The 22,106-nt window shown below is 39.6% G+C and carries 20 protein-coding genes and 1 pseudogene; 13 read left to right on the top strand and 8 right to left on the bottom strand.

The genetic code is table 11. The annotated features are described in order from the left end of the window. Nucleotide 1: 1 nt before the first annotated feature. The 4 genes from glgA to glgB form a co-directional block, all read right to left on the bottom strand. Complete coding sequence (gene glgA, locus ACERCG_RS04310; protein WP_373610837.1) at nt 2–1,438, bottom strand: glycogen synthase GlgA; 1,437 nt, start codon at nt 1,436–1,438, stop codon at nt 2–4. A 98-nt stretch (nt 1,439–1,536) separates the two neighbouring features. Then, nucleotides 1,537–2,850 (bottom strand): glucose-1-phosphate adenylyltransferase, encoded by a 1,314-nt coding sequence (glgC, locus tag ACERCG_RS04315; RefSeq protein ID WP_373610838.1) that lies wholly within the window; start codon nt 2,848–2,850, stop codon nt 1,537–1,539. Between the two features lies 1 nt (nt 2,851). Further along, the gene (glgX, locus tag ACERCG_RS04320; RefSeq protein WP_373610839.1) at nt 2,852–4,858 is read right to left on the bottom strand and encodes a glycogen debranching protein GlgX; all 2,007 of its coding nucleotides are present in this window, start codon (nt 4,856–4,858) and stop codon (nt 2,852–2,854) included. 24 nt (nt 4,859–4,882) lie between these two features. Further along, a complete protein-coding gene (gene glgB / locus ACERCG_RS04325; RefSeq protein WP_373610840.1) occupies nt 4,883–7,138 on the bottom strand; it encodes a 1,4-alpha-glucan branching protein GlgB in 2,256 nt (751 codons plus the stop codon). 277 nt (nt 7,139–7,415) lie between these two features. Here glgB and fruB point away from each other — a divergent pair, with 277 nt between their 5' ends. The 5 genes from fruB to nadS all read left to right on the top strand — a co-directional run bounded on the left by fruB (nt 7,416) and on the right by nadS (nt 12,426). Then, complete coding sequence (gene fruB / locus ACERCG_RS04330; RefSeq protein WP_373610841.1) at nt 7,416–8,891, top strand: fused PTS fructose transporter subunit IIA/HPr protein; 1,476 nt, start codon at nt 7,416–7,418, stop codon at nt 8,889–8,891. A gap of 9 nt (nt 8,892–8,900) precedes the next feature. After that, nucleotides 8,901–9,836 carry a 1-phosphofructokinase gene (fruK, locus tag ACERCG_RS04335; RefSeq protein ID WP_373610842.1) on the top strand — a complete coding sequence of 312 codons (936 nt, stop codon included), beginning with the start codon at nt 8,901–8,903 and terminating at the stop codon, nt 9,834–9,836. A gap of 115 nt (nt 9,837–9,951) precedes the next feature. Beyond that, nucleotides 9,952–11,610, top strand: coding sequence for a fructose-specific PTS transporter subunit EIIC (locus ACERCG_RS04340; protein WP_373610843.1), 1,659 nt, complete (start codon nt 9,952–9,954; stop codon nt 11,608–11,610). Between the two features lie 195 nt (nt 11,611–11,805). Beyond that, the gene (locus tag ACERCG_RS04345) at nt 11,806–12,132 is read left to right on the top strand and encodes a type II toxin-antitoxin system RelE/ParE family toxin (protein ID WP_373610844.1); all 327 of its coding nucleotides are present in this window, start codon (nt 11,806–11,808) and stop codon (nt 12,130–12,132) included. A 3-nt stretch (nt 12,133–12,135) separates the two neighbouring features. Further along, entirely contained in the window at nt 12,136–12,426 is a 291-nt protein-coding gene (nadS, locus tag ACERCG_RS04350; protein ID WP_373610845.1) for a NadS family protein, read from the top strand. 25 nt (nt 12,427–12,451) lie between these two features. Here the strand turns inward: nadS and rarD are convergent. Further along, a pseudogene (gene rarD / locus ACERCG_RS04355) lies at nt 12,452–13,319 on the bottom strand (EamA family transporter RarD). A 134-nt stretch (nt 13,320–13,453) separates the two neighbouring features. On the opposite strand from rarD, the gene ACERCG_RS04360 reads away from it, so the two are divergent. The 3 genes from ACERCG_RS04360 to ACERCG_RS04370 all read left to right on the top strand — a co-directional run bounded on the left by ACERCG_RS04360 (nt 13,454) and on the right by ACERCG_RS04370 (nt 15,393). Next, complete coding sequence (locus ACERCG_RS04360) at nt 13,454–14,038, top strand: LemA family protein (RefSeq protein ID WP_373610846.1); 585 nt, start codon at nt 13,454–13,456, stop codon at nt 14,036–14,038. An 81-nt stretch (nt 14,039–14,119) separates the two neighbouring features. Next, nucleotides 14,120–14,578: a TPM domain-containing protein gene (locus ACERCG_RS04365; protein WP_373610847.1), complete on the top strand. Its 459-nt coding sequence runs from the start codon at nt 14,120–14,122 to the stop codon at nt 14,576–14,578. Next, nucleotides 14,575–15,393, top strand: a complete 819-nt coding sequence (locus ACERCG_RS04370) for a YgcG family protein (protein ID WP_373610848.1) — start codon at nt 14,575–14,577, stop codon at nt 15,391–15,393. Before ACERCG_RS04365 ends, ACERCG_RS04370 begins: the two co-directional genes overlap by 4 nt. Nucleotides 15,394–15,482: 89 nt before the next feature. On the opposite strand, the gene ACERCG_RS04375 is transcribed toward ACERCG_RS04370, so the two are convergent. The 3 genes from ACERCG_RS04375 to fadR form a co-directional block, all read right to left on the bottom strand. Beyond that, entirely contained in the window at nt 15,483–15,980 is a 498-nt protein-coding gene (locus ACERCG_RS04375; protein ID WP_373610849.1) for a hypothetical protein, read from the bottom strand. 90 nt (nt 15,981–16,070) lie between these two features. Beyond that, on the bottom strand, nt 16,071–17,141 hold the full coding sequence (locus tag ACERCG_RS04380; protein ID WP_373610850.1) for a PhoH family protein: 1,071 nt from the start codon (nt 17,139–17,141) through the stop codon (nt 16,071–16,073). A 14-nt stretch (nt 17,142–17,155) separates the two neighbouring features. Next, nucleotides 17,156–17,881, bottom strand: coding sequence for a fatty acid metabolism transcriptional regulator FadR (gene fadR / locus ACERCG_RS04385; RefSeq protein ID WP_373610851.1), 726 nt, complete (start codon nt 17,879–17,881; stop codon nt 17,156–17,158). Nucleotides 17,882–18,028: 147 nt separating this feature from the next. Between fadR and nhaB the strand changes: the two genes are divergently transcribed. From nhaB to brnA, 5 genes are all read left to right on the top strand, one after another. Further along, nucleotides 18,029–19,570: a sodium/proton antiporter NhaB gene (gene nhaB / locus ACERCG_RS04390; protein ID WP_373610852.1), complete on the top strand. Its 1,542-nt coding sequence runs from the start codon at nt 18,029–18,031 to the stop codon at nt 19,568–19,570. Nucleotides 19,571–19,636: 66 nt separating this feature from the next. Continuing rightward, nucleotides 19,637–20,176, top strand: coding sequence for a disulfide bond formation protein DsbB (gene dsbB / locus ACERCG_RS04395; RefSeq protein ID WP_373610853.1), 540 nt, complete (start codon nt 19,637–19,639; stop codon nt 20,174–20,176). Between the two features lie 71 nt (nt 20,177–20,247). Continuing rightward, complete coding sequence (metC, locus tag ACERCG_RS04400) at nt 20,248–21,438, top strand: cystathionine beta-lyase (protein ID WP_373610854.1); 1,191 nt, start codon at nt 20,248–20,250, stop codon at nt 21,436–21,438. A gap of 137 nt (nt 21,439–21,575) precedes the next feature. Beyond that, nucleotides 21,576–21,872: a BrnT family toxin gene (locus ACERCG_RS04405; protein WP_373610855.1), complete on the top strand. Its 297-nt coding sequence runs from the start codon at nt 21,576–21,578 to the stop codon at nt 21,870–21,872. Beyond that, a complete protein-coding gene (brnA, locus tag ACERCG_RS04410) occupies nt 21,856–22,098 on the top strand; it encodes a type II toxin-antitoxin system BrnA family antitoxin (protein WP_373610856.1) in 243 nt (80 codons plus the stop codon). The genes ACERCG_RS04405 and brnA overlap by 17 nt, the downstream gene beginning before the upstream one ends. Nucleotides 22,099–22,106 lie beyond the last annotated feature (8 nt).

Consider the following 22,106-nt stretch of genomic DNA (forward strand, 5'->3'; position numbering starts at 1 on the left):
ATTAACTAATTTCGTGGTATAAGTTTTGATACTGCTCTGCCACTTTCGCCCAACCAAAATCTTGAGCCAGTGCATTTTGACGAACGCTTGACCACAATTTTTGCTTTTGCCATAAATTAATCGCTCGCATTGCGGCTTCTAAAAATGCCGGTGCATCAGGGTAATCAAATACAAAACCTGTTGCGGTGCGGTTTTCAATACTCTCTTTGTGGCTATCAAATACCGTATCCGCTAATCCACCTGTGAGGCGAACGAGCGGCAATGTGCCATATTTCAAACCGTAAAGCTGCGTTAATCCGCAAGGCTCAAAACGGCTTGGAACAAGAATCACATCGCCACCTGCAATAATTTGATGAGAAAGAGCTTCATCATAACCAATTTTGATACCGATTTGGTTCGGATATTTATGTTGGAAATAACGTAGTGCATTTTCCAAATCAGGCGAGCCGCTACCTAGCACGATAATTTGTACATTGTGCTGCATTAACGTATCAATGTTCGCTAATAAGAAATCTGCCCCTTTTTGCTCGGTTAAACGAGTAACCATTACCATTAACAGAGCTTCTTTTTGTTCTGGTAAGCCAAAAATACGTTGCAATTCCGCTTTATTTTTCGCCTTACCGTGCATATAGTTAGGGCGGTAATTCGCCAGAATATGAGGGTCAGTTTCAGGGTTCCAAACGTCAGCATCTACCCCGTTTAAAATCCCACGCAGCCTGCCTTGATATTGGCGGGTGGCAAGCAAACCGTGTAAACCTGCACCTGCAATCTCTTCAGTAATTTCACGTGCATACGTTGGGCTTACAGTTGTAATACGATCGGCAAAATATAAACCTGCCTTAAGGTAAGAAATTTCGCCATAAAACTCTAAGCCTTCCGCACTAAAAAACTCCCAAGGCAAGCCAATTTCAGCCAAATGGAACGCATTAAAACGCCCTACATAGGCGATATTATGAATAGTGAATACGGTTTTGACGTTACTACCCCAGCTTTTCAGGTAAGCACAAGCAAGCCCTGCTTGCCAGTCGTGAGCGTGTAATACTTCGGCTGAACCCCACCAGTGATCTAAACCCTGTGCAAGCTGAGCCCCAATATAGCCTAGTAACGCGAAGCGTTTGTAGTTGTCGATATAATCTTGATAGTTCGCATCGTGATAAGGATTACCATCACGCATAAATAGATGCGGTGCGTCAATCACATAAACGCCTAATCCATTGAAATAAGCAAATCTAACCGTCACTAAACCGGCAAATGTGCCGATTGTTGCCACTTCCACCGTTTCACCTAAGGTTTGAGCAACTTTAGGATAGTAAGGAATTAATACTCTGACATCATTTCCAATTTGTTGTTGAGCAAAAGGCAATGCCCCCATCACATCAGCTAAACCACCGGTTTTAATTAAAGGGTACATTTCAGAGCAAATGTGTAAAACTTTCATTTTTTGACCATTTATATTGTTGCAAATTTTTATTAAATTTCGACCGCTTGAAAACAATACTTCGGACGTTAAAATCCGAAGCATTATATCATCAATATTTAAATTGTATATTTAATATCCGTATTAACTTCTTTTCCTGCTAATTTATCTAGCATTTTTTGGGTAATTAATACGATACCTTCTTTACTCACTCTAAAATGTTTTGCATCTTCTTCTGCATTCACACCTACTTGTAAGCCATCTGGAATTACGCAATGTCGGTCAATAACCGCTCGTTTGATAATACAATTTTTGCCGATAGTAACTTGTGGCAAAATAACTGTATGTTCAATAACTGATTCCGCTTCAACGTGAACACGGTTAAACAATACCGAATTACTGATTTCAGCATCCGTAATCACACAACCACCTGCAATAAGTGAATTATCTAGTGTTCTTGCACGAGTATGATTATAGAAGAAACGTGCAGGAGCAGTTTGTTGCGGACGACCATGAATAGGCCAAGATTCATCATATAAATCAAGCTCAGGCTCTTCCGATACTAGATCCATATGGGCTGCCCAATAGCTATCTATCGTACCTACATCACGCCAGTAGATTGCCCCGCTTGCATTACGCCCTTTGCAAGAACGCTCAAATGGGTGGGCGTATAGCACGCCTTGCTCTACCGCTTTTGGAATAATATCTTTACCAAAATCGTGCGATGTACCTGGCGTTGAAGCCTCTTTTTCTAACATTTCATAGAGATAATCTGCATCAAAGACATAAATCCCCATTGAAGCTAAAGACGAATCAGGCTTACCCGGCATTGATGGTGGATCAGCTGGTTTTTCCACAAACTCTTTTACTTTGAGTTTTTCATTTACCGCCATTACCCCAAATTCTGTGGCTTGTGAACGTGGCACTTCAATACAACCTACCGTACATTTTGCTCCTTTATCAACGTGATCTTTCAGCATTTGAGTGTAATCCATTTTATAGATATGGTCGCCTGCTAAAATCACCACATATTTAGGGCGATAGTGAGATTTCATTATCGCCATATTTTGATAAACCGCATCTGCTGTACCACGATACCAAGTGTTTTCGTCTAACTGCTGACGTGCAGGTAACATATCAATGTATTGATTACGCTCATAAGGTAAGAATGACCAACCACGTTGTAAATGACGCAATAATGAATGAGCAGCATATTGAGTAATCACCCCAATTTTAAGTAAATTTGAGTTAATACAGTTAGATAACGCAAAGTCAATAATACGACGGCTTCCCCCAAAATAAACAGCTGGTTTTGCACGTTTATCTGTTAATTCATAAAGACGAGAACCTCGTCCACCAGCTAAAATTAAAACCAATGTTTCATTCGTTAAATCTTGTCTGGCAACAAGTGCGGTTGATTCTTGATTAAGCATGTTATGTCTCCAATATTTTTGTGTGAACTCCATCACTTTTTTGAAGTACGCATACTCCCATATTATTGAGCGTAACTGACTGCGTTTCTGTCATCAAAGTACCTTTTTCCTGCCCTAAAACAACTTGCCAGTTGCCCTGAGGGAGTATAAATTGTTGAGGCTGCTTATGGGCATTCATTAAAATGAGCCATTGCCCCTCGAATAAAATTGTTAATTGCCTTAACTCTTGATTATGCCAATCGCTTACCTGCATAGGCTCAGCAGATGGATTTAGCCATTGAACTGAATCTTCAGTCCACCACTTATCTTGTTGTGATAACAGTGGAATTTGTTTGCGTATGGCAATTAAATCGCTCACATAATCCACTCTGGTTTGATTACGATTTTCCCAATCTAACCAAGTCGTTTCATTATCTTGGCAATAGCAATTGTTATTGCCTTGTTGAGTATGCCCCATTTCGTCGCCTGCGAATAACATTGGCACACCGCCTGAAAGAAGTAGGGTTGCCAATAAACTACAAGCGGTAATTTCTCGCTGATTTTTTACCAATTCCTTATTTGTTTCGCCTTCAACACCGTGATTATTACTGTGGTTTGTACCGTGTCCATCACGGTTCTCTTCGCCATTCGCAAGATTATGTTTTTTGTTGTAGCTCACTAAATCTTGTAAGTTAAAACCATCGTGGGCAGTAATAAAATTAATACTTTTCGAGCCAGAATGGTGCGAAAAAACATCATCACTTCCTGCAAATCGGCGGGCAAATGTGGCTAAATCCAGTTTTTTTCTTAGCCAAAAACGACGCATATCATCACGATAGCGGTCGTTCCATTGGTAAAAAGGGGCTGGGAATTTGCCTAACTGGTATCCGTGCATTCCAATATCCCAAGGCTCAGCAATCAGCTTAACATTCGCTAATTTCGAATGGCTTTTTATTGCTGTGAAAAAATCGGCTTTTTCGGAAAAACGTGGAGTTCTGCCTAAAATAGAGGCTAAGTCAAAACGGAAGCCATCAATATGGCATTCGTCCACCCAATAACATAAGCAATCGATTGCCCAACGGAGAATATTAATATTGGTTAAATTAAGTGTGTTACCACAACCTGTCCAATTCTCGTATTCGCCCTGCTCATTTAGCCAATAAGCGTGGTTATCAAACCCTCTAAAACTGAGCATTGCACCGTCTTTCCCACCTTCTGCAGTGTGGTTAAACACCACGTCTAAAATAACTTCAATATTGGCTTTGTGTAGCGTTTTCACTAACTGCTTAAACTCTTTAAGCGGATTTTGCTTATCTGCAGCTAATTTCGGATCAACCGCAAAATTGCCTAAAACATTATAGCCCCAATAATTGACTAAGCCTTGCTTTTGTAAATGAGGCTCGTCAATATGGTAAGTAATGGGCAGTAATTCAACGGCAGTAATACCGAGCTTTTTCAAATACGATATGGAATTTTTGTGAGCTAGCCCTGCAAAAGTACCTCTAATTTCTTGGGGAAGCTCAGGATTTAACTGGCTGAACCCTTTAATCTGCATTTCGTAAATAATAGTTTCTGCCCAAGAGTGGTAAAGTGGTGTATCATTTTCCCAATCAAAGGTTTCATCAACCACTACTGATTTAGGAGCAATCTGCCCGTTATCTCGCTCATCGTTCCAAACATACCACTTTACCGCATCTTCACTGCTCAGATCAGGCATTCCTTCAATGGCTTTGGCATAAGGATCAATCAACAATTTATTTGCATTAAATAGCAAACCGGCTTGTTCATTTTGTTCGCCTTGCACCCGATAGCCATATTTTGAGCCAGTTTTCACACCTTCAACAAAAATATGCCAAGTACCTTCATTTGCAATCATTGGAACGCGAGTTTCTTGATTGTTCTCATCAAAAAGGCATAATTCAATAGCGGTCGCATTTTGCGAAAAAATTGCAAAGTTTGTGCCAAATTTGCCCGCTTGCATACAGAGTGAACTGCCAAGCGGAAAAGGCTTACCTCTAAAATACTTCATTTACTTTACTGCTCTTTTCTTTTACTACTTTGCTTTTTCTTTTTTATTCGTTGCTTTTTTCTGAACAGCTTCTTTAGCCTGTTGCTTTTTCGTCTTTGTGATGAAAATAGTTGATAATGGTGGCAAGGTAATATTGATAGAATGCCTTCTGCCGTGTGATTCTATCTTTTCACTCGCAAATTTATCTTCATTGCTTACATTACTTCCACAATAGCAAGCTAAATCAGAGTTGAGAATTTCTTGATATTCACCTGCTTCATTCACACCAATACGGTAATCTTTACGTACCACAGGTGTGAAATTACTTACGACAATAATGCTACCGCCATTTTTTGCCCTACGCTCAAAGGCAAATACAGAATTGTCGTGATCGTCTACCACAAGCCATTCAAAACCTGCTGGGTCGTAATCTTGCTCAAATAATGCTGGCGTTTTTGTGTATAAATGATTAAGTGCTTTTACCCAGCCTAATACGCCTTTATGCCACTCACCGCCTTCTTCGCCTAAAAGATACCAATCCAGACTTTCTGCAAAATTCCACTCTTTACCTTGTGCAAATTCATTGCCCATAAAGAGTAATTTTTTGCCTGGATAGCCCCACATATAACCATAATAAGCACGCAAGTTCGCAAATTTTTGCCAACAATCCCCTGGCATTTTGTTTAATAGCGAGCCTTTACCGTGAACAACTTCATCGTGTGAAAGCGGTAGCACAAATTTTTCGCTGTATTGGTATGTCATACCAAAAGTCATTAAATTATGATGATAGCGGCGATAAATCGGATCTTTTTGCATATAACGCAGGGTATCGTTCATCCAGCCCATATTCCACTTATAATTAAAGCCCAAACCACCATTTTCGGTTGGGTGGGAAACACCTGCAAAAGAAGTAGATTCTTCAGCAATCGTTGCTCCACCTTTACTTTCATCTCTTAGAATATTGTTGGTATGACGTAAGAAATCGAGTGCCTCTAAATTCTCACGTCCGCCATATTTGTTTGGAATCCACTCGCCGTCTGAACGTGAATAGTCTCGATAAATCATTGAAGCAACGGCATCAACCCGCAACGCATCAATGCCAAAACGCTCAATCCAATACAACGCATTGCCTGAGAGATAATTATTTACCTCGTGTCTGCCATAGTTGAAAATCAAGGTGTTCCAATCTTTGTGATAGCCCTCTTTCGGGTCGGAATGCTCGTATAAATGCGTGCCGTCAAAATAGACTAAACCGTGTTCATCAACAGGGAAATGCCCCACTACCCAATCCAAAATTACCCCAATGCCTTTATCGTGGGCTTTTTGGATAAAATAGCGTAAGCCTTCAGGTGTACCAAAACGGCTGGTTGGCGAATAAATACCCGTAGTTTGGTAGCCCCAGGAGCCATCGAATGGAAATTCAGAAACAGGCAGTAGTTCAATATGGGTAAAGCCCATATCTTTTACATAAGGAATGAGTTCATCAGCAAGTTCTTCATAACTTAGCCAATAATTATTTTCGACATTTCGCCGCCAAGAGCCTAAATGCACTTCATAAACGGAAATCGGCTTGTCTGGTGCATTGGCATTACGACAAGTATTTTCAACAGGTACTATGCTTGGCAGCCCCGAAACAATGGAAGCGGTTTCTGGACGGAATTGTGAGGCAAAGGCGTAAGGGTCAGATTTCAAACGCAACACACCGTTGCGATCTAACACTTCAAATTTATAACAAGCCCCTTTTTGTACATTTGGAATGAAAATATCCCAAATCCCTGAATCTGGGTGGAAACGCATTGAATGAACTAATCCATTCCAGTGGTTAAAATCGCCCACTACTGAAACACGCTGAGCATTCGGTGCCCACACGCTAAAATGCACGCCGCCCACTTCGTTTTGGGTAACAAGATGAGCCCCTAATTTTTCATAAGGGCGGAGCTGCTTACCTTCGGCAAATAACCAATTATCCAGCTCTTGAATGTGGGTTTTAAAACGGTAAGGGTCTTCAATATCTACTGTTTCTCCCTCATATTCCACCAACAAGCGGTAAGAAAAATCAATTTTTTTACCAATAATTTCGGCAATAAAAAAACCTCTATCATCAATTTTTAACATTGACGATACAGGTTTTCCTTTCAAATCAATAACTTGGCAAGCAATAGCAGACGGGAGGAAAGCTCTGATGATAATACCATTATCAATAGAATGAATGCCTAAATAGGAAAAAGGGTCTTTGCAATAACCGAGAGATAATTGATCAATAAAAGTTAAATCTCTTTCGGAGTAAGTATAATCTTGCATAGGCACTCCTTGCTCAAACGTTGAATACTTATATTTTAATAGTTCTACTCTATCACTAAATAAAAATAAAAGAAGTAAATTTATTTCGTTTTTTGATGTATATCACAAAATAATTTTCCTACTAAATCGTTTTAGTTGGAGAGCTAAGGATTAAATGCAAAATTTGTGAGCTAGATCACATTTTTATAAACTTTTAGCTATAACGGTTTAGCAAAAATAGAGTAAACTAGCAGGCAAATTTATAGTTTAAAAATCAACCTTAATGCAAGGAGTTAAAATGCTTAATTTATCGGCAAAAAACATCCGTTTAAATGGTTCAGCAAATAGCAAAGAAGAGGTTATCCGTCTTGTTGCCGCTGAATTGGTCGCAAATGGTAATGTCACTGAAGGTTATGAAACCGGAATGCTTGCTCGTGAAACCCAAACTTCCACTTTTTTAGGCAATGGTATTGCCATTCCACACGGTACACTTGATACCCGTGATTTAGTGAAAGAAACAGGCGTGCAAATTATCCAAGTACCACAAGGTGTGGAATGGGGAGAAGGCAATAAGGCTTATGTGGTTATTGGTATTGCAGCTAAATCAGACGAACATCTTACTTTACTCCGCCAACTGACTACCGTGTTAAGCGATGAAGAGGCTGCTGCCACCTTAGCGAAAACGCAAAATTTAGATGAATTTATTGCTGTATTAAGCGGTAAGAAAAACCTTCCTACCTTATCTCCAGAGCTGATTTCTTTGAATGTAGAGTCTTCAAGCCTTATCACTTTATCAGCCATTAACGCCGCAAAACTACAAGAGCAGGGCTATGTTTCTCAAGCCTTTATCAGCGATATTATTTCAAATACTGCTTTAAATTTAGGTAACAATCTCTTTATTACTGATTCAGCTAAAGGCAACCAAGCCAACGGTTTAGCTGTGGCTCGTAACACACAAGGTCAAACATTAGTTACCGTTGCTCAAACTGATAACAGCCTACAACCGCTATTAACTCAATTCCTAAAAGCTGATGTTCGTACTCAATTTGCGAATGCAACTGTGGCTCAAATTATTGCGTTCTTAAAAGGCGAGACGAATGAAGTAAATGCACCAGCTACTCTAACCTCTTTAAGTAGCCAGGTGATTGGCACATTTACTATTCGTAACGAAAACGGCTTACACGCTCGCCCATCAGCACTTTTAGTGCAAGCAGTTAAACCATTCACATCAAAAATCACGGTTGAAAACTTAGACCGTAGCACACTGCCAGCGAGTGCGAAAAGTGCGATGAGGGTGGTTGCTTTAGGGGCAAGTAAAGGACATCGTTTACGTTTTATAGCGGAAGGCGATGACGCACAACAAGCAATTGAAGCGCTACAAAAAGCGATTGCAGAAGGATTAGGCGAAAGCGTTTCATTTGTGCCAGAAGTGGAAGATACGATTGAAAGTGTGGCAGTTTCTGCCCCTGTTCAAGAAGAAGTATCTGTGCCTACAGAAAACCAAAAAGAAGCAACATTCGTAATTAGAAACGAACACGGCTTACACGCTCGCCCAAGTGCGGTATTAGTAAACGAAGTGAAAAAGTTCAATGCCAAAATTGAAGTGCAAAATGTTGATAAAAATTCACCGCTTGTAAGTGCGAAAAGCCTAATGAAAATTGTGGCATTAGGGGTAACCAAAGGTACAACACTTCGTTTTGTGGCAATAGGCGATGATGCAGAAGCCGCATTGGCAAGCATTGGTGCAGCAATCGAAGCTGGTTTAGGCGAATAAGGAAGAATTATGCGTATTGCAACTGTAACCCTAAACCCTGCCTTTGACTTAGTTGGTCGGCTAAAACGCATTGAAATTGGCGAGGTAAATACTGTTGAGACCTTAGGTTTATATCCTGCTGGTAAAGGCATTAATGTGGCAAAAGTATTGGCTGATTTAGGTTTAAGCCTTGCTGTAACGGGCTTTTTAGGCGAAGAAAATCAAGGCGATTTCGTTAATGCTTTTAAACAAAACAGTCTAAATGATGAATTTTACCGCATTCACGGCAAAACCCGCATTAACGTAAAAATTACTGAAACCGAAGCAGATGTAACCGATCTTAACTTTTTAGGCTTTGAAATTTCAGCTCAAGACTGGGAAGACTTTGTCTCACAATCAGCCCAATGGAAAGATAAATTTGACTTAGTTGCCGCTTGTGGCTCGCTCCCTCGTGGTGTAAGCCCAGAGCAATTTGCCGAGTGGTTGGAATCTCTACACCAACAAGGGTTAAAAGTGGTGTTAGATACCAGTAATGCCGCTTTAACTGCTGGTTTAACTGCTCACCCTTGGCTGATTAAGCCGAACCGCCGAGAGCTTGAAGTATTAGTTGGTCATTCATTAAATTCTGTCGATGAGATTATTGAAGCAGCCCAACAGTTACGCAATCAAGGCATTGAAAATGTAATTATTTCAATGGGCGAAAAAGGCTCACTTTGGCTCAATGCTGAAGGCGTTTTACAGGCTCAACCACCTCGCTGTGAAAATGTAGTAAGTACCGTAGGGGCTGGCGATTCAATGGTGGCAGGTTTGATTTACGGTTTCGCTCAAGGTTGGGATAAAACCCAAATCCTCAAATTTGCTTCAGCCACTTCTGCCAATGCGGTAGCTCAGAGCAATGTGGGCGTGGAAGATCGTAAAGTGATTGATGAACTTTCCGAGCAAGTACAGATTACAAAACTAAATTAATTCTTTCGTAGGGGCAGGTCCTGTGCCCGCCCGCTAATTCTTAAGATTTTTCGGACGGGCACAGGATCCGTCCCTACGAATATCATTTCATATCATTATAATATAGGAACTCCAAATGAATATTTCTTTTGTATTCCCTCAAACACTTGGTAACGCTCGCCGTTTCTTAGTGAATGAAGTATTAAGCACCGCAGCTAAACAGCAAGGCCACAATGTTGTGCCAGCAAATCAAGCTGATTTTGTGGTGTTATTTGACAATAACATCACAGCAGAAGCCGCTGGTAAAAAAGGGACAATTTTAGATTTAGAGCAAACCTTTGCTCAACCTGAAACCAGCCTTAAACAAGCGATCGAAAATGCACAAATTTTTGCAAATGCAACTTCGGCTCCAGCTGTTTCTACTTCAGGTGTGAAAAACATCGTGGCAGTAACAGCTTGCCCAACAGGTGTGGCTCATACCTTTATGTCTGCTGAGGCGATTGAAAACTACGCTAAAGCACAAGGCTGGAATGTAAAAGTAGAAACTCGTGGTCAAGTAGGAGCTGGTAACCCAATTTCTGCAGAAGAAGTTGCTGCGGCAGATTTAGTTTTTGTCGCTGCGGATATTGATGTGGATCTAGAGAAATTCAAAGGCAAACCAATGTATCGCACATCGACAGGTTTAGCCCTCAAGAAAACCGCTCAAGAATTTGAAAAAGCCTTCGCACAAGCTAAAGTCTATGAAGGTGGTGTAGCGAAAGCAGATAATGCAGAAGCAGCTACAGGCGATAAAAAAGGCTTGTATAAGCACTTAATGACGGGTGTTTCACATATGTTACCGCTTGTGGTTGCTGGTGGTTTATTAATTGCTATCTCCTTTATGTTTGGTATTGAAGCCTTTAAAGATGAAACCATCGCAGGCGGTTTACCAAAAGCATTAATGGACATCGGTGGTGGTGCTGCATTCCACTTAATGATTGCGGTATTTGCAGGCTATGTAGCATTTTCCATTGCTGACCGTCCGGGTTTAGCAGTAGGTCTTATTGGCGGAATGCTCGCAACCACAGCAGGTGCAGGGATTTTAGGCGGTATCGTAGCAGGTTTCCTAGCTGGTTATACCGTGAAATTCTTAAACGGAGCAATCCAACTGCCACCAAGTTTAACTTCACTTAAACCGATTTTAATTCTACCACTATTAGGTTCAGCTATTGTTGGTTTGTTAATGATTTATCTCATTAACCCACCAGTTAAAGCCTTAATGGATGCTTTAGTAGAATGGTTAAATACAATGGGTCAAACCAACGCGATTATTTTAGGTATTGTGCTAGGTGCAATGATGTGTACTGATATGGGAGGCCCTGTAAACAAAGCGGCTTATACTTTCGGTGTAGGCTTAATTGCTTCACAACAATATATGCCAATGGCAGCAGTAATGGCAGCAGGTATGGTTCCACCAATTGGTATGGCGATTGCGACTATCATTGCTCGCAACAAATTCAACACCAACCAACGTGATGCAGGTAAAGCCTCATTTGTACTAGGTTTATGCTTTATTTCAGAAGGTGCATTACCATTCGTAGCGGCAGACCCAATTCGTGTAATCCTAAGCTCAATCTTAGGTGGAGCAACTGCTGGGGCAATTTCAATGGCTCTAGGCATTACCTTACAAGCCCCACACGGTGGTTTATTCGTAATTCCATTCGTATCACAACCATTAATGTACTTAGCGGCAATAGCTATCGGCTCAGTTGTAACAGGCGTGGTTTACGCAACTATCAAGAAAAAAGCGGAATAATTTGTTGATACAATTTTCCAAAGCAAAAAACGGAGCTAATGCTCCGTTTTTTATTTCAATACAAATCCCAAAAACTATTTTTGCGATCTGGCTCGAAAAAATAAAGTTTTATCATCGCTTATTTTCTCTCATTCATATATGCTCTAAATAACTAAAAGTTGTACTTAGTACAATTTTCTTGATTTGGAGAATAAAATGAAATATCTTACTTTCATTGAATTACAGGGGTTTAGCAAACATCGCCAGCTCTTAATGAATGATGAAGAATATCGCCAATTCCAACTCTTTTTATTAGAGAATTACACAAAAGGACGCTATATTCAGAATACTGGTGGTTGTCAAAAAATCCGTTGGGCAATCGGTAATAAAGGTAAAAGTGGCGGTGTTAGAGTTATTTATTATGTTGTCGCACCGAAAGGTAAAATTTATCTGCTATTGATGTATGCAAAAAATGAGCAAGCTAATTTAACCACTGAGCAACGCTCAATCGTAAAAAAATTAGTTGAAAAACTAGAGGAATAAAAAATGGACAAAGCATTATTTGATGATTTAGTCGCTAGTCTAAATGAAATGGTTGAAATAGAAACACAGAAAAAACAGCCTAACCCAGAACAAGTTTTCGTTCATAAAATTCCAGATGTCAAACAAATTCGAGCCAGCACTAAATTAAAACAAGCTGAATTTGCAAAAGCATTAGGCGTTAGCACTGCGGCGGTGCAATCTTGGGAAACCCATCGCCGTATTCCTACAGGCTCATCTCAAAAATTGCTCTTTTTATTAGAAAAGCAACCTGCGCTTATTCACGCTTTACGTTAGAAATTATTAGTTCTATTTAATAGGACTAATTTTTTGTTTGTCTAAAACTATCCCAACTTAATAATCCTATAGAAATTAGCAAGCAAACCATCAAAATATAGGAGCTAGAATCTAACACTTCCCCGATAGCAAATGAAAATTAATAACATCACAAGCGGTTCAACATAACCTAGCAAGCCTAACACATTAATCGGCAGTAAATTACTGGAGGCGATGTAAAGAATAAAAGCACTGCCACCTACTAAACCAAGTAAAATGAGGTAGAAATAGATATTTGGGTTTTCAACTACAACTTGGCTCATTTCCACTTGGCTGAGGTAGTACAAGGCAACAGGAAGCACTAGCAATAATTCTACAAAGAATGTAGCTAAATTATTAATTTGAAAATAACGGCGGAGGGTAATATAAATCGGATAGCCCAAACCTGCTACCCAAGTCGTCCAAGAAATTGCTCCTGAAGCAATCAAACTACTACCAACGCCAATTATCGCAAAGCCTAACGAGAGCCATTTTAACCAAGTGAATTGCTCTTTGAACACTATTTTACCAAGTGCAACGGCTACAATAGGTAATAAGAGATAGCCGATCGACACTTGCAATGCCTGCCCGTGATTGGGTGCCCATAAAAAGAGCCAAAGCTGTACACCTGTATTGAATGCAAGTAGTAAAATAACCATTACAAGCGGTGGATTTTGGCGAATTTTTTGCAAAAGCCCATAAAAATGCTTATGTTGCTTGAATAATATAATCGCAAGCAAAATAAATGGAATAACAACAATTATCCGAAAACCAAACATTACCTCGCCATCTAAGGGGCGAAGTAACACTGCAAAATAATAAACTACTCCAAACAATAAATTTGCTAAGAGTGAGGCTAGAATTCCTTTGAGCATTTGGCTTTACCACTAAAATTTGTCAATAATTATCTGTTATGGTATGCAAAAATTTGTAAGTATGCTAGCCATATCGATCTTTTCCCGATACAATGCACAAAAATTTTTCACTCTTTTATTTATAGGACTTCATAATGAAAAAGATTTTTTGGATTTTATTGATCGCTGTACTTGCTGTTGGCGGTTATTCATTAACAAAATATAACGATTTAATGCGTGCAGAAGAAGATATTAACTCTGTATGGGGTAATGTAGAATCTGCGTATCAACGCCGTGCGGATTTAATTCCAAACTTAGTGAACACTGTAAAAGGTCAAGCTAACTTTGAGAAAGAAACCTTAACCTCTGTGATTGAAGCTCGTGCAAAAGCAACAGCGGTTACTATTGACCCAAGCAATGCAACCGAAGAAGATATGGTGAAATTCCAAGAAGCTCAACAAAGTGTAAACTCAGCACTTTCTCGCTTATTGGTTTCAGTTGAAAGATACCCTGAGTTAAAAGCACACGATGCGTTCTTAAATCTTCAAGCACAATTAGAAGGTACTGAAAACCGCATTAACGTTGAACGGAATAACTTCAACGAAAAAGTGAAAGAGTACAACAAAAAAGTGCGTGAATTCCCAACTAAGTTAGCAGCAATGATTATGGGCTTTAAAGCAAAACCACAGTTCAAAGCTGAAGCGGGTTCAGATAAAGCACCACAAGTAAACTTTAACTAAGTTGTATTAAATTTATCTATATTTTAAAGCAATAAGCTCTTTCAAATTCGGTGCTTATTGCTTTATTTTTAAGGGGATCAAATGGGATTATTTTCTTTTCTTTCTAATAAATTGCCTATTGATACTAATCTTATCGAACAAGCGATCTGCCATTTAGAGCAGCACACCTCTGCAGAATTGCGTGTGGTGGTGGAGCGAAAAGCCAAGATCGAGGAAATGCAAAATGCTGCCGTGGTGCGAAGCAATCAACTCTTTGATGAACTCAAAATGCGAGAAACCGCACAGCGTAATGGCGTGTTGATTTATCTCTCATTTAAACCTCACTATGTTGCGGTAATTGGCGATGAAGGTATTCATCAAAAAGTCGGCGATGATTTTTGGCAAAAAATCTATCAAGCAATGTGTATTGATTGCCAAAATGGCAACTATACGCAAGCAATTTGTGAGGCAATCAAAAGTGTGGAAGAGCCACTAGCCCACTATTTCCCTTATCAAGAAAACGACCAAAATGAGTTGTCTAACGAGGTGGTAATCAAATGATGAAATCTATTTGCAAAATTTCTCACTTTTTTGACCGCTTGTTGTTCATTCTACTAGCGTTATTTAGCGTAAATGCGGTGGCGGTAACCTACCCTGAACCGCCAAATCCGTTTTATTACATCACAGATTACACTAAAAACACGCTAAGCCAGCAGGAATGGCAAACCTTAGAAGATGCGTTAATTGCCAACCGTGCTAAAACCAGCTCACAAATTGCTGTAGTAATTGTACCGAGTACCGAAGGCGAAGCGGTTTCTACCTATGCACACACCCTATTTAATAAATGGGGCATTGGACGTAGCAAAAACAACGAAAACAACGGGGTTTTATTACTGATTGCGAAAAATGACCGAAAACTTTTTATTGCCACAGGTCGAGGTTTAGAAGGAGCTTTACCTGATGCCATTGCATCAAGCATTATTCGTAATGACATTACTCCGTTCTTCAAACAAGAACAATATGCGGCAGGGATCGCACGCGGTTTGTCTGCCATTATGGCGGCCATTAACGGCGAATATGCTCCTTACGCAAGCTACGGAGAGGAAACTCAAGCATTCGATGATATTGACGGGCTACTCTTCTTCTTGTTTGCAGGAATGGTGATCTTCCTTATATTCCGCCCACGAGATAATACCTACATTAGCCCAAGCTCAATGGATCAACTCGGCAAAGTGCTAAGAGAAAGCCAACGCAGAAGTGGCGGTTTCGGCAGACACTCTGGTGGATTTGGCGGAGGCTTTGGCGGAGGTTTCGGCAGCGGCGATAGCTTCGGCGGAGGCTCATCAGGCGGTGGCGGTGCTGGCGGAAGCTGGTAATTTCACATCAATTCCAATAAGACAAATACAAGCGGTTAAATTTGCAAAAAATATTACAAATATGACCGCTTTCGTTTTTTATTCAAGTCTTATCTTAAGATACTACCAGCTTCTACCCCAAATTGTTTTGCTAATCTTTCGTACTCTTTTTCCATACTTGAAATCTCTGCTTCCATATTCTGAGCTTTCTGCTTGAAGGCATTAGCTCGAGGTTCTAACGATTTGCAGTATGCATTTGCTCCATTACAGCCGAATGAAAGGACATAAAGTTTCATATATTCACGCATATAAGTATCAATATGCTTAACCGTTCTATCTCTTAATTCTTTAACTTCTTTATGGCTAATAGCAAGTGCTTTTCCTTGTTGGATATATCTATCAAAGTTCTTATCTAAGAATTTTTCAATTTTTTCTGGAGTTTCAGGTTCTTGCATATCTGGCTCATCTTTCAAAGGTTCAGCCTCTATCCATTGCTGATATTTTATAAAATCAGATTTACCAATAGATGGATTTGTGGTCGTTTGCGAACAAGCACATAATGCAAATATAGCCATTAAACTAGCCATAAATTGAATTGCTTTTTTCATAAGTAGCTCCTAGTAAAAAATATTACATTTATTACATAAAAAATAAGCGGTTATATTTGCAAAATATTTTACAAATTTAACCGCTTGTTGTTATAAAACTTCAGCTTGAGCCAAAATTTTTTCTTGCTCAAGAGCAAGTTTTTCTAATTTACGTTGCTCTCGTCTTTCTTCATCAATAGCTTCCCAAGCGTCATAGGCTTGAACAATTTTCGCAACCACTGGGTGGCGGACAATATCTTTGCTGTCAAAGAAGTTGAAGCTGAGATCAGGCACATCTTTTAGCACTTCCATTGCGTGTTTTAAGCCTGATTTTTGGCTGCGAGGTAAATCTACTTGAGTAACATCACCCGTAATCACGGCTTTAGAATTAAAGCCAATTCGGGTTAAGAACATTTTCATCTGTTCTGTAGTGGTGTTTTGGCTTTCATCTAAAATGATGAATGCATCATTTAATGTTCGCCCTCTCATATAGGCAAGTGGTGCAATTTCAATCACACCTCGCTCCATTAATTTTTGGGCTTTTTCAAAGCCAAGCATTTCAAAAAGGGCGTCGTATAGCGGGCGTAAGTAAGGTTCAATTTTCTGCCCTAAGTCGCCCGGTAAAAACCCGAGCTTCTCTCCTGCTTCAACCGCTGGGCGAGTAAGTAGAATACGTCGAATTTCTTGACGCTCTAAAGATTCCACCGCTGCTGCTACGGCTAAGAAGGTTTTCCCCGTACCTGCCGGCCCGATGCCAAAGCTGATGTCGTGACTTAAAATATTGCGGAGATAGGCTTGTTGATGTTCGCCTCGAGGCTTAATCACACCTCGTTTGGTTTTGATTGCAATCTCGCCTTGTGTACCGGCTTGCCATTGGTTTTGTAGCAACATTCGGCTTTCTTGAATGGCTAAATGCACGTCTTCCAAATCCAACTCTTTGATTTTGCCTTTAATCGGTGCGGTTTCATTGTAGAGCTGTTTAATGAGCTTTACGCTATTTTGAATGAGGCTGGCAGAATAATGGTTTTCGTCTGCGGATTGAATGGTAAAGTTAAACCCTTGACGGGAAATAACTAAGTTAAAACTTTTTTCGATAAGAGCTAAATGCTCGTCAAACGCACCGCAAAGTGATTGCAGACGTGCGTTGTCTTGAGGTTCTAAACTAAAAATAATTTCGTTCAAAGTATTGCCTTCTGTTAAAGTCCACAGAAACTTTCGGGAATATTTGCGGACAATTTCTTCCAAATTTCGCCGCTCGATTGACGATTTTTTGCCATACAAGCGGTCGCTTTTTCACTATCTTTTGCAATGCAGGCTGCAAGTAGAGAGCGGTAAAAGTTTAAGGTTAATTGACGGTTGTTCGGGTCATCAAAAAATATTTTCGCCACTTGATGATACATAGATTTGAAACTATTCAAAATCAAGGCATAAACAGGTTTATTTGCTAAAAAAGTAAACTTCCTGAACAATTTGTAATCAAATTCTGCATAAGCAGTTGCGGTGTTTTCGAGATTATCTAAGCCATCAAAGAGTTTTGCACTTTCTTCAGGAGCAAGTTTAACTGCTTCAGGAATATAGGCCTCTGCCATACGGGTTCTGAGTGAAACTACGTTTGAAATCACAACGGGCAGGTAGTTTTTGTCCAGCTTAATAATAGTACCAATAATATTCGGACCAGCTGTTTGCCAAATATCATTCACTTTGGTTGGTTTGCCATGTTGAATATTTAGCCAGCCTTCACGGGCTAAGCGTTGCAAAACTTCTCTTAATGTAGTTCTGGTAACACCGATACGTTCGGCAAGCTCTCTTTCTGCTGGAAGATCTGTGCCCGCCGGAAAGTGGTTATTCCAAATGCTTTTTACAATATACTCTTCCGCTAATGCTGCCGGGCTTTGTGCCTTTAAAATACCGCTGTTTTCCATTAATTCCCCCAAAACATAAAAAATTTATGTTTTAACAAATGATTTTTTATTTGTGATCAATTATTATGGCTAAAAATTTAGTAAGCTATTATCCTTTAATCTAAACTAGATTACAATTGCAATATTATTTTCAATTTTGAGGTTTTTATGAGTAATCTTGACGCTCTTTTTAAGAGTTTCTTAGGGAAAAGCCCTGAATGGTACAAACTCTGTATTTTGGCATTTTTAATTATTAATCCTCTTATTTATTTCTTTATTAGTCCTTTTGTTGCAGGTTGGTTCTTAGTTGCTGAATTTATTTTTACCCTTGCAATGGCGTTGAAATGTTACCCGTTACAACCTGGTGGTCTACTGGCTATTGAGGCAGTTATCATCGGTATGACCAGCCCGAAACACATAAAACACGAAATTATTGCTAATTTTGATGTCATTTTGCTCTTGATGTTTATGGTGGCAGGTATTTATTTTATGAAGCAACTTCTGCTTTATATTTTTACCAAACTCCTCGTTGCTATCCACTCTAAAAAAATTCTCTCCCTTTCTTTCTGTTTAAGCGCCGCATTTTTATCTGCATTTCTTGATGCCTTAACGGTTATTGCAGTTATTATTAGCGTGGGAACAGGCTTTTATGGGGTATATCACAAAGTTGCTTCAGGCAATAGTTTTGATGATTCAACCGATATTACCAATGATGAAAAAATTCTGACTAACAAAGAAATTTTAGAACAATTCCGTGGTTTTTTAAGAAGCCTATTAATGCACGCAGGTGTAGGTTCTGCCTTAGGTGGCGTAATGACGATGGTGGGTGAACCACAAAACTTAATTATTGCTTCACAAGCTGAGTGGGGGTTTATTGAGTTTTTAGTACGTGTTCTACCCGTTAGCTTACCCGTGTTAATTTGCGGTATTGCAACTTGTTTTATTGTTGAAAAGTACAAGTTATTCGGGTATGGTGATAGATTACCTCGCCGCGTGTGGGTTGTACTTGCTCGCTATAATCAACTAAAAGAGCAGAAAATGACGAAGCAAGATAAGCTAAAAATGATTGTGCAAGCCATTGCAGGCGTTTGGCTCATCATCGGTTTAGCATTGCACCTTGCTGATGTAGGGATTATCGGTTTAACTATTATCATCATCTGTACTGCATTTTGTGGCATTACTGATGAACACGCTTTGGGTAAAGCATTCCAAGAATCAATGCCGTTTACCGCATTATTAATCGTATTCTTCTCTATTGTTGCTGTGATTATCGATCTAAAATTATTCCAACCGATTATTTCATTTGTATTAGCTTCAGAGCCTCAATCTCAATTAGCTCTATTTTATATATTCAACGGATTACTCTCGATGATTTCAGATAACGTATTCGTGGGCACGGTTTATATTAATGAAGCTAAAACCGCATTAGAAAGTGGGATTATCGGGCGTGAACAATTTGACTTAGTTGCCGTTGCGATTAATACTGGAACAAACCTCCCATCTGTTGCAACACCAAATGGACAAGCTGCTTTCTTGTTCCTATTAACTTCTTCGTTTGCTCCATTAATTAAGCTCTCTTATGGCAGAATGGTATATATGGCTCTGCCTTATACTATCGTACTTTCTATTGTTGGCTTCTTAGCATTGGAATTTTTACTGCCATCAATGACAGAGCTAATGCTAAGCTGGGGCTGGTTTGTTACACGCTAATCTCAGATAGATAAGCGATACCAAATCAGATAGAATGAATGCATTTGATAAATATAAGGAATCATTATGCTCCATTATTTTAAAAATCTATCACTCTCTCGTGGTGCGTGGTGTTTTCTGGTATTAAGCTGTATTGTGCTGGAAGGTGTCGCCCTATACTTTCAACACGGAATGGGCTTAGTGCCTTGCGTAATGTGCATTTATGAACGGGTTGCTTTATTTGGTATTTTATTTGCAGGCGTTTTAGGTTTTCTTGGCAACCGCTACGCTGTTCTTCGCTGGTTGGCAATTTTGATTTGGCTCGGTAGTGCCTTTAAAGGCTTAACGCTGGCACTTAAGCATCACGATTATCAAGTTAATCCTTCGCCTTGGAATCAATGCGAATTTAAAGTTGATTTTCCACAAACACTACCGCTTGACCAATGGATTCCAAGCGTATTTGCACCCGGTCCGATAAACTGTAGCCAAAGCCAATGGGAGATGTTTGGCTTTTCAATGGCTCAATGGCTAATCTTTACTTTTGCGGTGTACCTGATTTTTGCGGTGATTGTGCTAATCAGCCAATTTAAACGTAGCCGACAAAAAAATAGCTTTATTTTCCGTTAATACGGGTTACAAGCGGTAAGATTTTGCAAAAAATTTGTAAAATCTTACCGCTTATTTATTAGGAGAAATGAATGTCTAACTATAAAAATCTTTCCACTAAACTTGTTCATACCGGGCGTAAAAAACGCTATACACAAGGGGCGGTAAACCCTATTATTCAACGAGCTTCCTCTTTAGTGTTTGACACCTTAGAAGATAAAAAATACGCAACCCAAAACCGCTATCAAGGGGCTTTATTTTATGGACGACGTGGCACACTCACTCATTTTTCACTGCAAGAGGCAATGTGTGAGTTAGAAGGAGGTGCAGGTTGCTATCTCTACCCTTGCGGTGCAGCAGCTGTAACAAATTCGATTTTAGCCTTTGTGGAACAAGGCGACCACGTTTTAATGACAGGGGCAGCTTATGAACCGACCCAAGAGTTCTGTAATGTGCTTTTAAAACGAATGGGCGTTTCAACAACCTATTACGATCCGATGATCGGCGAAGGATTGAAAGCCTTTGTCCAACCTAACACTAAAGTACTTTTTTTAGAATCGCCAAGCTCGCTTACTATGGAAGTGCCTGATATTCCAACGTTAGTAAAAGTAGCTCGTGAAGTCAATCCTGAAATCGTGATTATGATCGATAATACTTGGTCTGCTGGCGTGTTATTTCCTGCCTTAGAACACGGCATTGATATTTCCATTCAAGCTGGCACGAAATATTTGGTCGGACATTCTGATGCGATGATCGGCACCGCAGTATCTAACGCTTGCTGTTGGGATAAATTGCGTGAAGGTTCTTATTTAATGGGGCAAATGGTTGATGCCGATTCCGCCTACACTACCGCACGTGGCTTACGCACCTTAGGCATTCGCTTAGCTCAGCACGAAAAAAGCAGTATTGAAATCGCAAATTGGCTGACAAAACGTCCTGAAGTGAAAGCAGTTTACCACCCTACACTTGAGAGTTGTTTTGGTAACGAGTTTTTCAAACGTGATTTTTTAGGATCAAGCGGTCTATTTTCATTTGAACTTTGCGAAAAGCTCTCTCCAGAAAAATTAGCCAACTTCTTAGAACACTTTGAGCTGTTTTCAATGGCATATTCTTGGGGTGGCTTTGAATCCCTTATTCTTGCCAACCAACCCGAAGAAATCGCCCGCATTCGCCCAGCCATTGAACGTAAGCTCACCGGTACATTAATTCGTATTCACGTCGGCTTAGAAACCGTTGAAGATTTAATTGCTGATTTAGAGCAAGGGTTTGAGAGAATTAAGTAATCAAACTTCTTTATTCGTCAAGCAACAAAAGTGATTTTTTCGATCTCTGTCGAAAAAATCACTTTTTCATTTTGTGCCATTTTTCTATTTTATTTATGCTATTCCTTATCTTGTAAAAGGTATAAAAAAGGAATAGTATGTATATAGATTTGCAATATAGCACTCCACTACTCTTTGAATACGATCCTAATAAGAGTGAAATCAATTTAGCCAAACACGGCATTGATTTTGAACAAGCAAAGTTGTTGTGGAATGATGAAAAAAGAGTAACATTAGTTTCTCGTTCATATATAGAGCCTTGTTATCTAACTGTTGCTAAACTTTTCGGGAAACATTGGAGTGCATTTTTTACAATGCGAAATGATGCTATTCGACTTATTTCTGTCAGACGTTCACGAAAAAAGGAAATATCTTGTTATGAAAAATACCATTAGTGCTGAAGAACTAGAACGTATCTTTGATGAAGGAAAAGAAGATGTTATTCAATATTTTGATCTTTCAACCGCTCATCGCCCTGGACAAATAAAGCGTGTCAATGTGGATTTTCCAAATTGGATGGTAGAGGCCTTAGATAAACAAGCTCGCCATTTAGGCGTACCTCGCCAAGCATTGATTAAAATGTGGATTGCAGAAAAATTACCGCCTCAGCCTATTAAATAACAAAAGGG

This window comes from Mannheimia sp. E30BD, from assembly GCF_041807785.1.
Lineage (GTDB): Bacteria > Pseudomonadota > Gammaproteobacteria > Enterobacterales > Pasteurellaceae > Mannheimia.

Excerpts from the sequence above, each read along its gene's own strand:
- ACERCG_RS04360 (WP_373610846.1), top strand. The coding sequence starts at position 13,454 with ATGAAAAAGATTTTTTGGATTTTATTGATCGCTGTACTTGCTGTTGGC.
- glgX (WP_373610839.1), bottom strand. The coding sequence starts at position 4,858 with ATGAAGTATTTTAGAGGTAAGCCTTTTCCGCTTGGCAGTTCACTCTGT.
- ACERCG_RS04345 (WP_373610844.1), top strand. The coding sequence starts at position 11,806 with ATGAAATATCTTACTTTCATTGAATTACAGGGGTTTAGCAAACATCGC.
- glgC (WP_373610838.1), bottom strand. The coding sequence starts at position 2,850 with ATGCTTAATCAAGAATCAACCGCACTTGTTGCCAGACAAGATTTAACG.
- fadR (WP_373610851.1), bottom strand. The coding sequence starts at position 17,881 with ATGGAAAACAGCGGTATTTTAAAGGCACAAAGCCCGGCAGCATTAGCG.
- brnA (WP_373610856.1), top strand. The coding sequence starts at position 21,856 with ATGAAAAATACCATTAGTGCTGAAGAACTAGAACGTATCTTTGATGAA.
- fruB (WP_373610841.1), top strand. The coding sequence starts at position 7,416 with ATGCTTAATTTATCGGCAAAAAACATCCGTTTAAATGGTTCAGCAAAT.
- dsbB (WP_373610853.1), top strand. The coding sequence starts at position 19,637 with ATGCTCCATTATTTTAAAAATCTATCACTCTCTCGTGGTGCGTGGTGT.
- glgA (WP_373610837.1), bottom strand. The coding sequence starts at position 1,438 with ATGAAAGTTTTACACATTTGCTCTGAAATGTACCCTTTAATTAAAACC.
- ACERCG_RS04405 (WP_373610855.1), top strand. The coding sequence starts at position 21,576 with ATGTATATAGATTTGCAATATAGCACTCCACTACTCTTTGAATACGAT.
- nadS (WP_373610845.1), top strand. The coding sequence starts at position 12,136 with ATGGACAAAGCATTATTTGATGATTTAGTCGCTAGTCTAAATGAAATG.
- nhaB (WP_373610852.1), top strand. The coding sequence starts at position 18,029 with ATGAGTAATCTTGACGCTCTTTTTAAGAGTTTCTTAGGGAAAAGCCCT.
- ACERCG_RS04340 (WP_373610843.1), top strand. The coding sequence starts at position 9,952 with ATGAATATTTCTTTTGTATTCCCTCAAACACTTGGTAACGCTCGCCGT.
- metC (WP_373610854.1), top strand. The coding sequence starts at position 20,248 with ATGTCTAACTATAAAAATCTTTCCACTAAACTTGTTCATACCGGGCGT.
- glgB (WP_373610840.1), bottom strand. The coding sequence starts at position 7,138 with ATGCAAGATTATACTTACTCCGAAAGAGATTTAACTTTTATTGATCAA.
- ACERCG_RS04375 (WP_373610849.1), bottom strand. The coding sequence starts at position 15,980 with ATGAAAAAAGCAATTCAATTTATGGCTAGTTTAATGGCTATATTTGCA.
- fruK (WP_373610842.1), top strand. The coding sequence starts at position 8,901 with ATGCGTATTGCAACTGTAACCCTAAACCCTGCCTTTGACTTAGTTGGT.
- ACERCG_RS04365 (WP_373610847.1), top strand. The coding sequence starts at position 14,120 with ATGGGATTATTTTCTTTTCTTTCTAATAAATTGCCTATTGATACTAAT.
- ACERCG_RS04370 (WP_373610848.1), top strand. The coding sequence starts at position 14,575 with ATGATGAAATCTATTTGCAAAATTTCTCACTTTTTTGACCGCTTGTTG.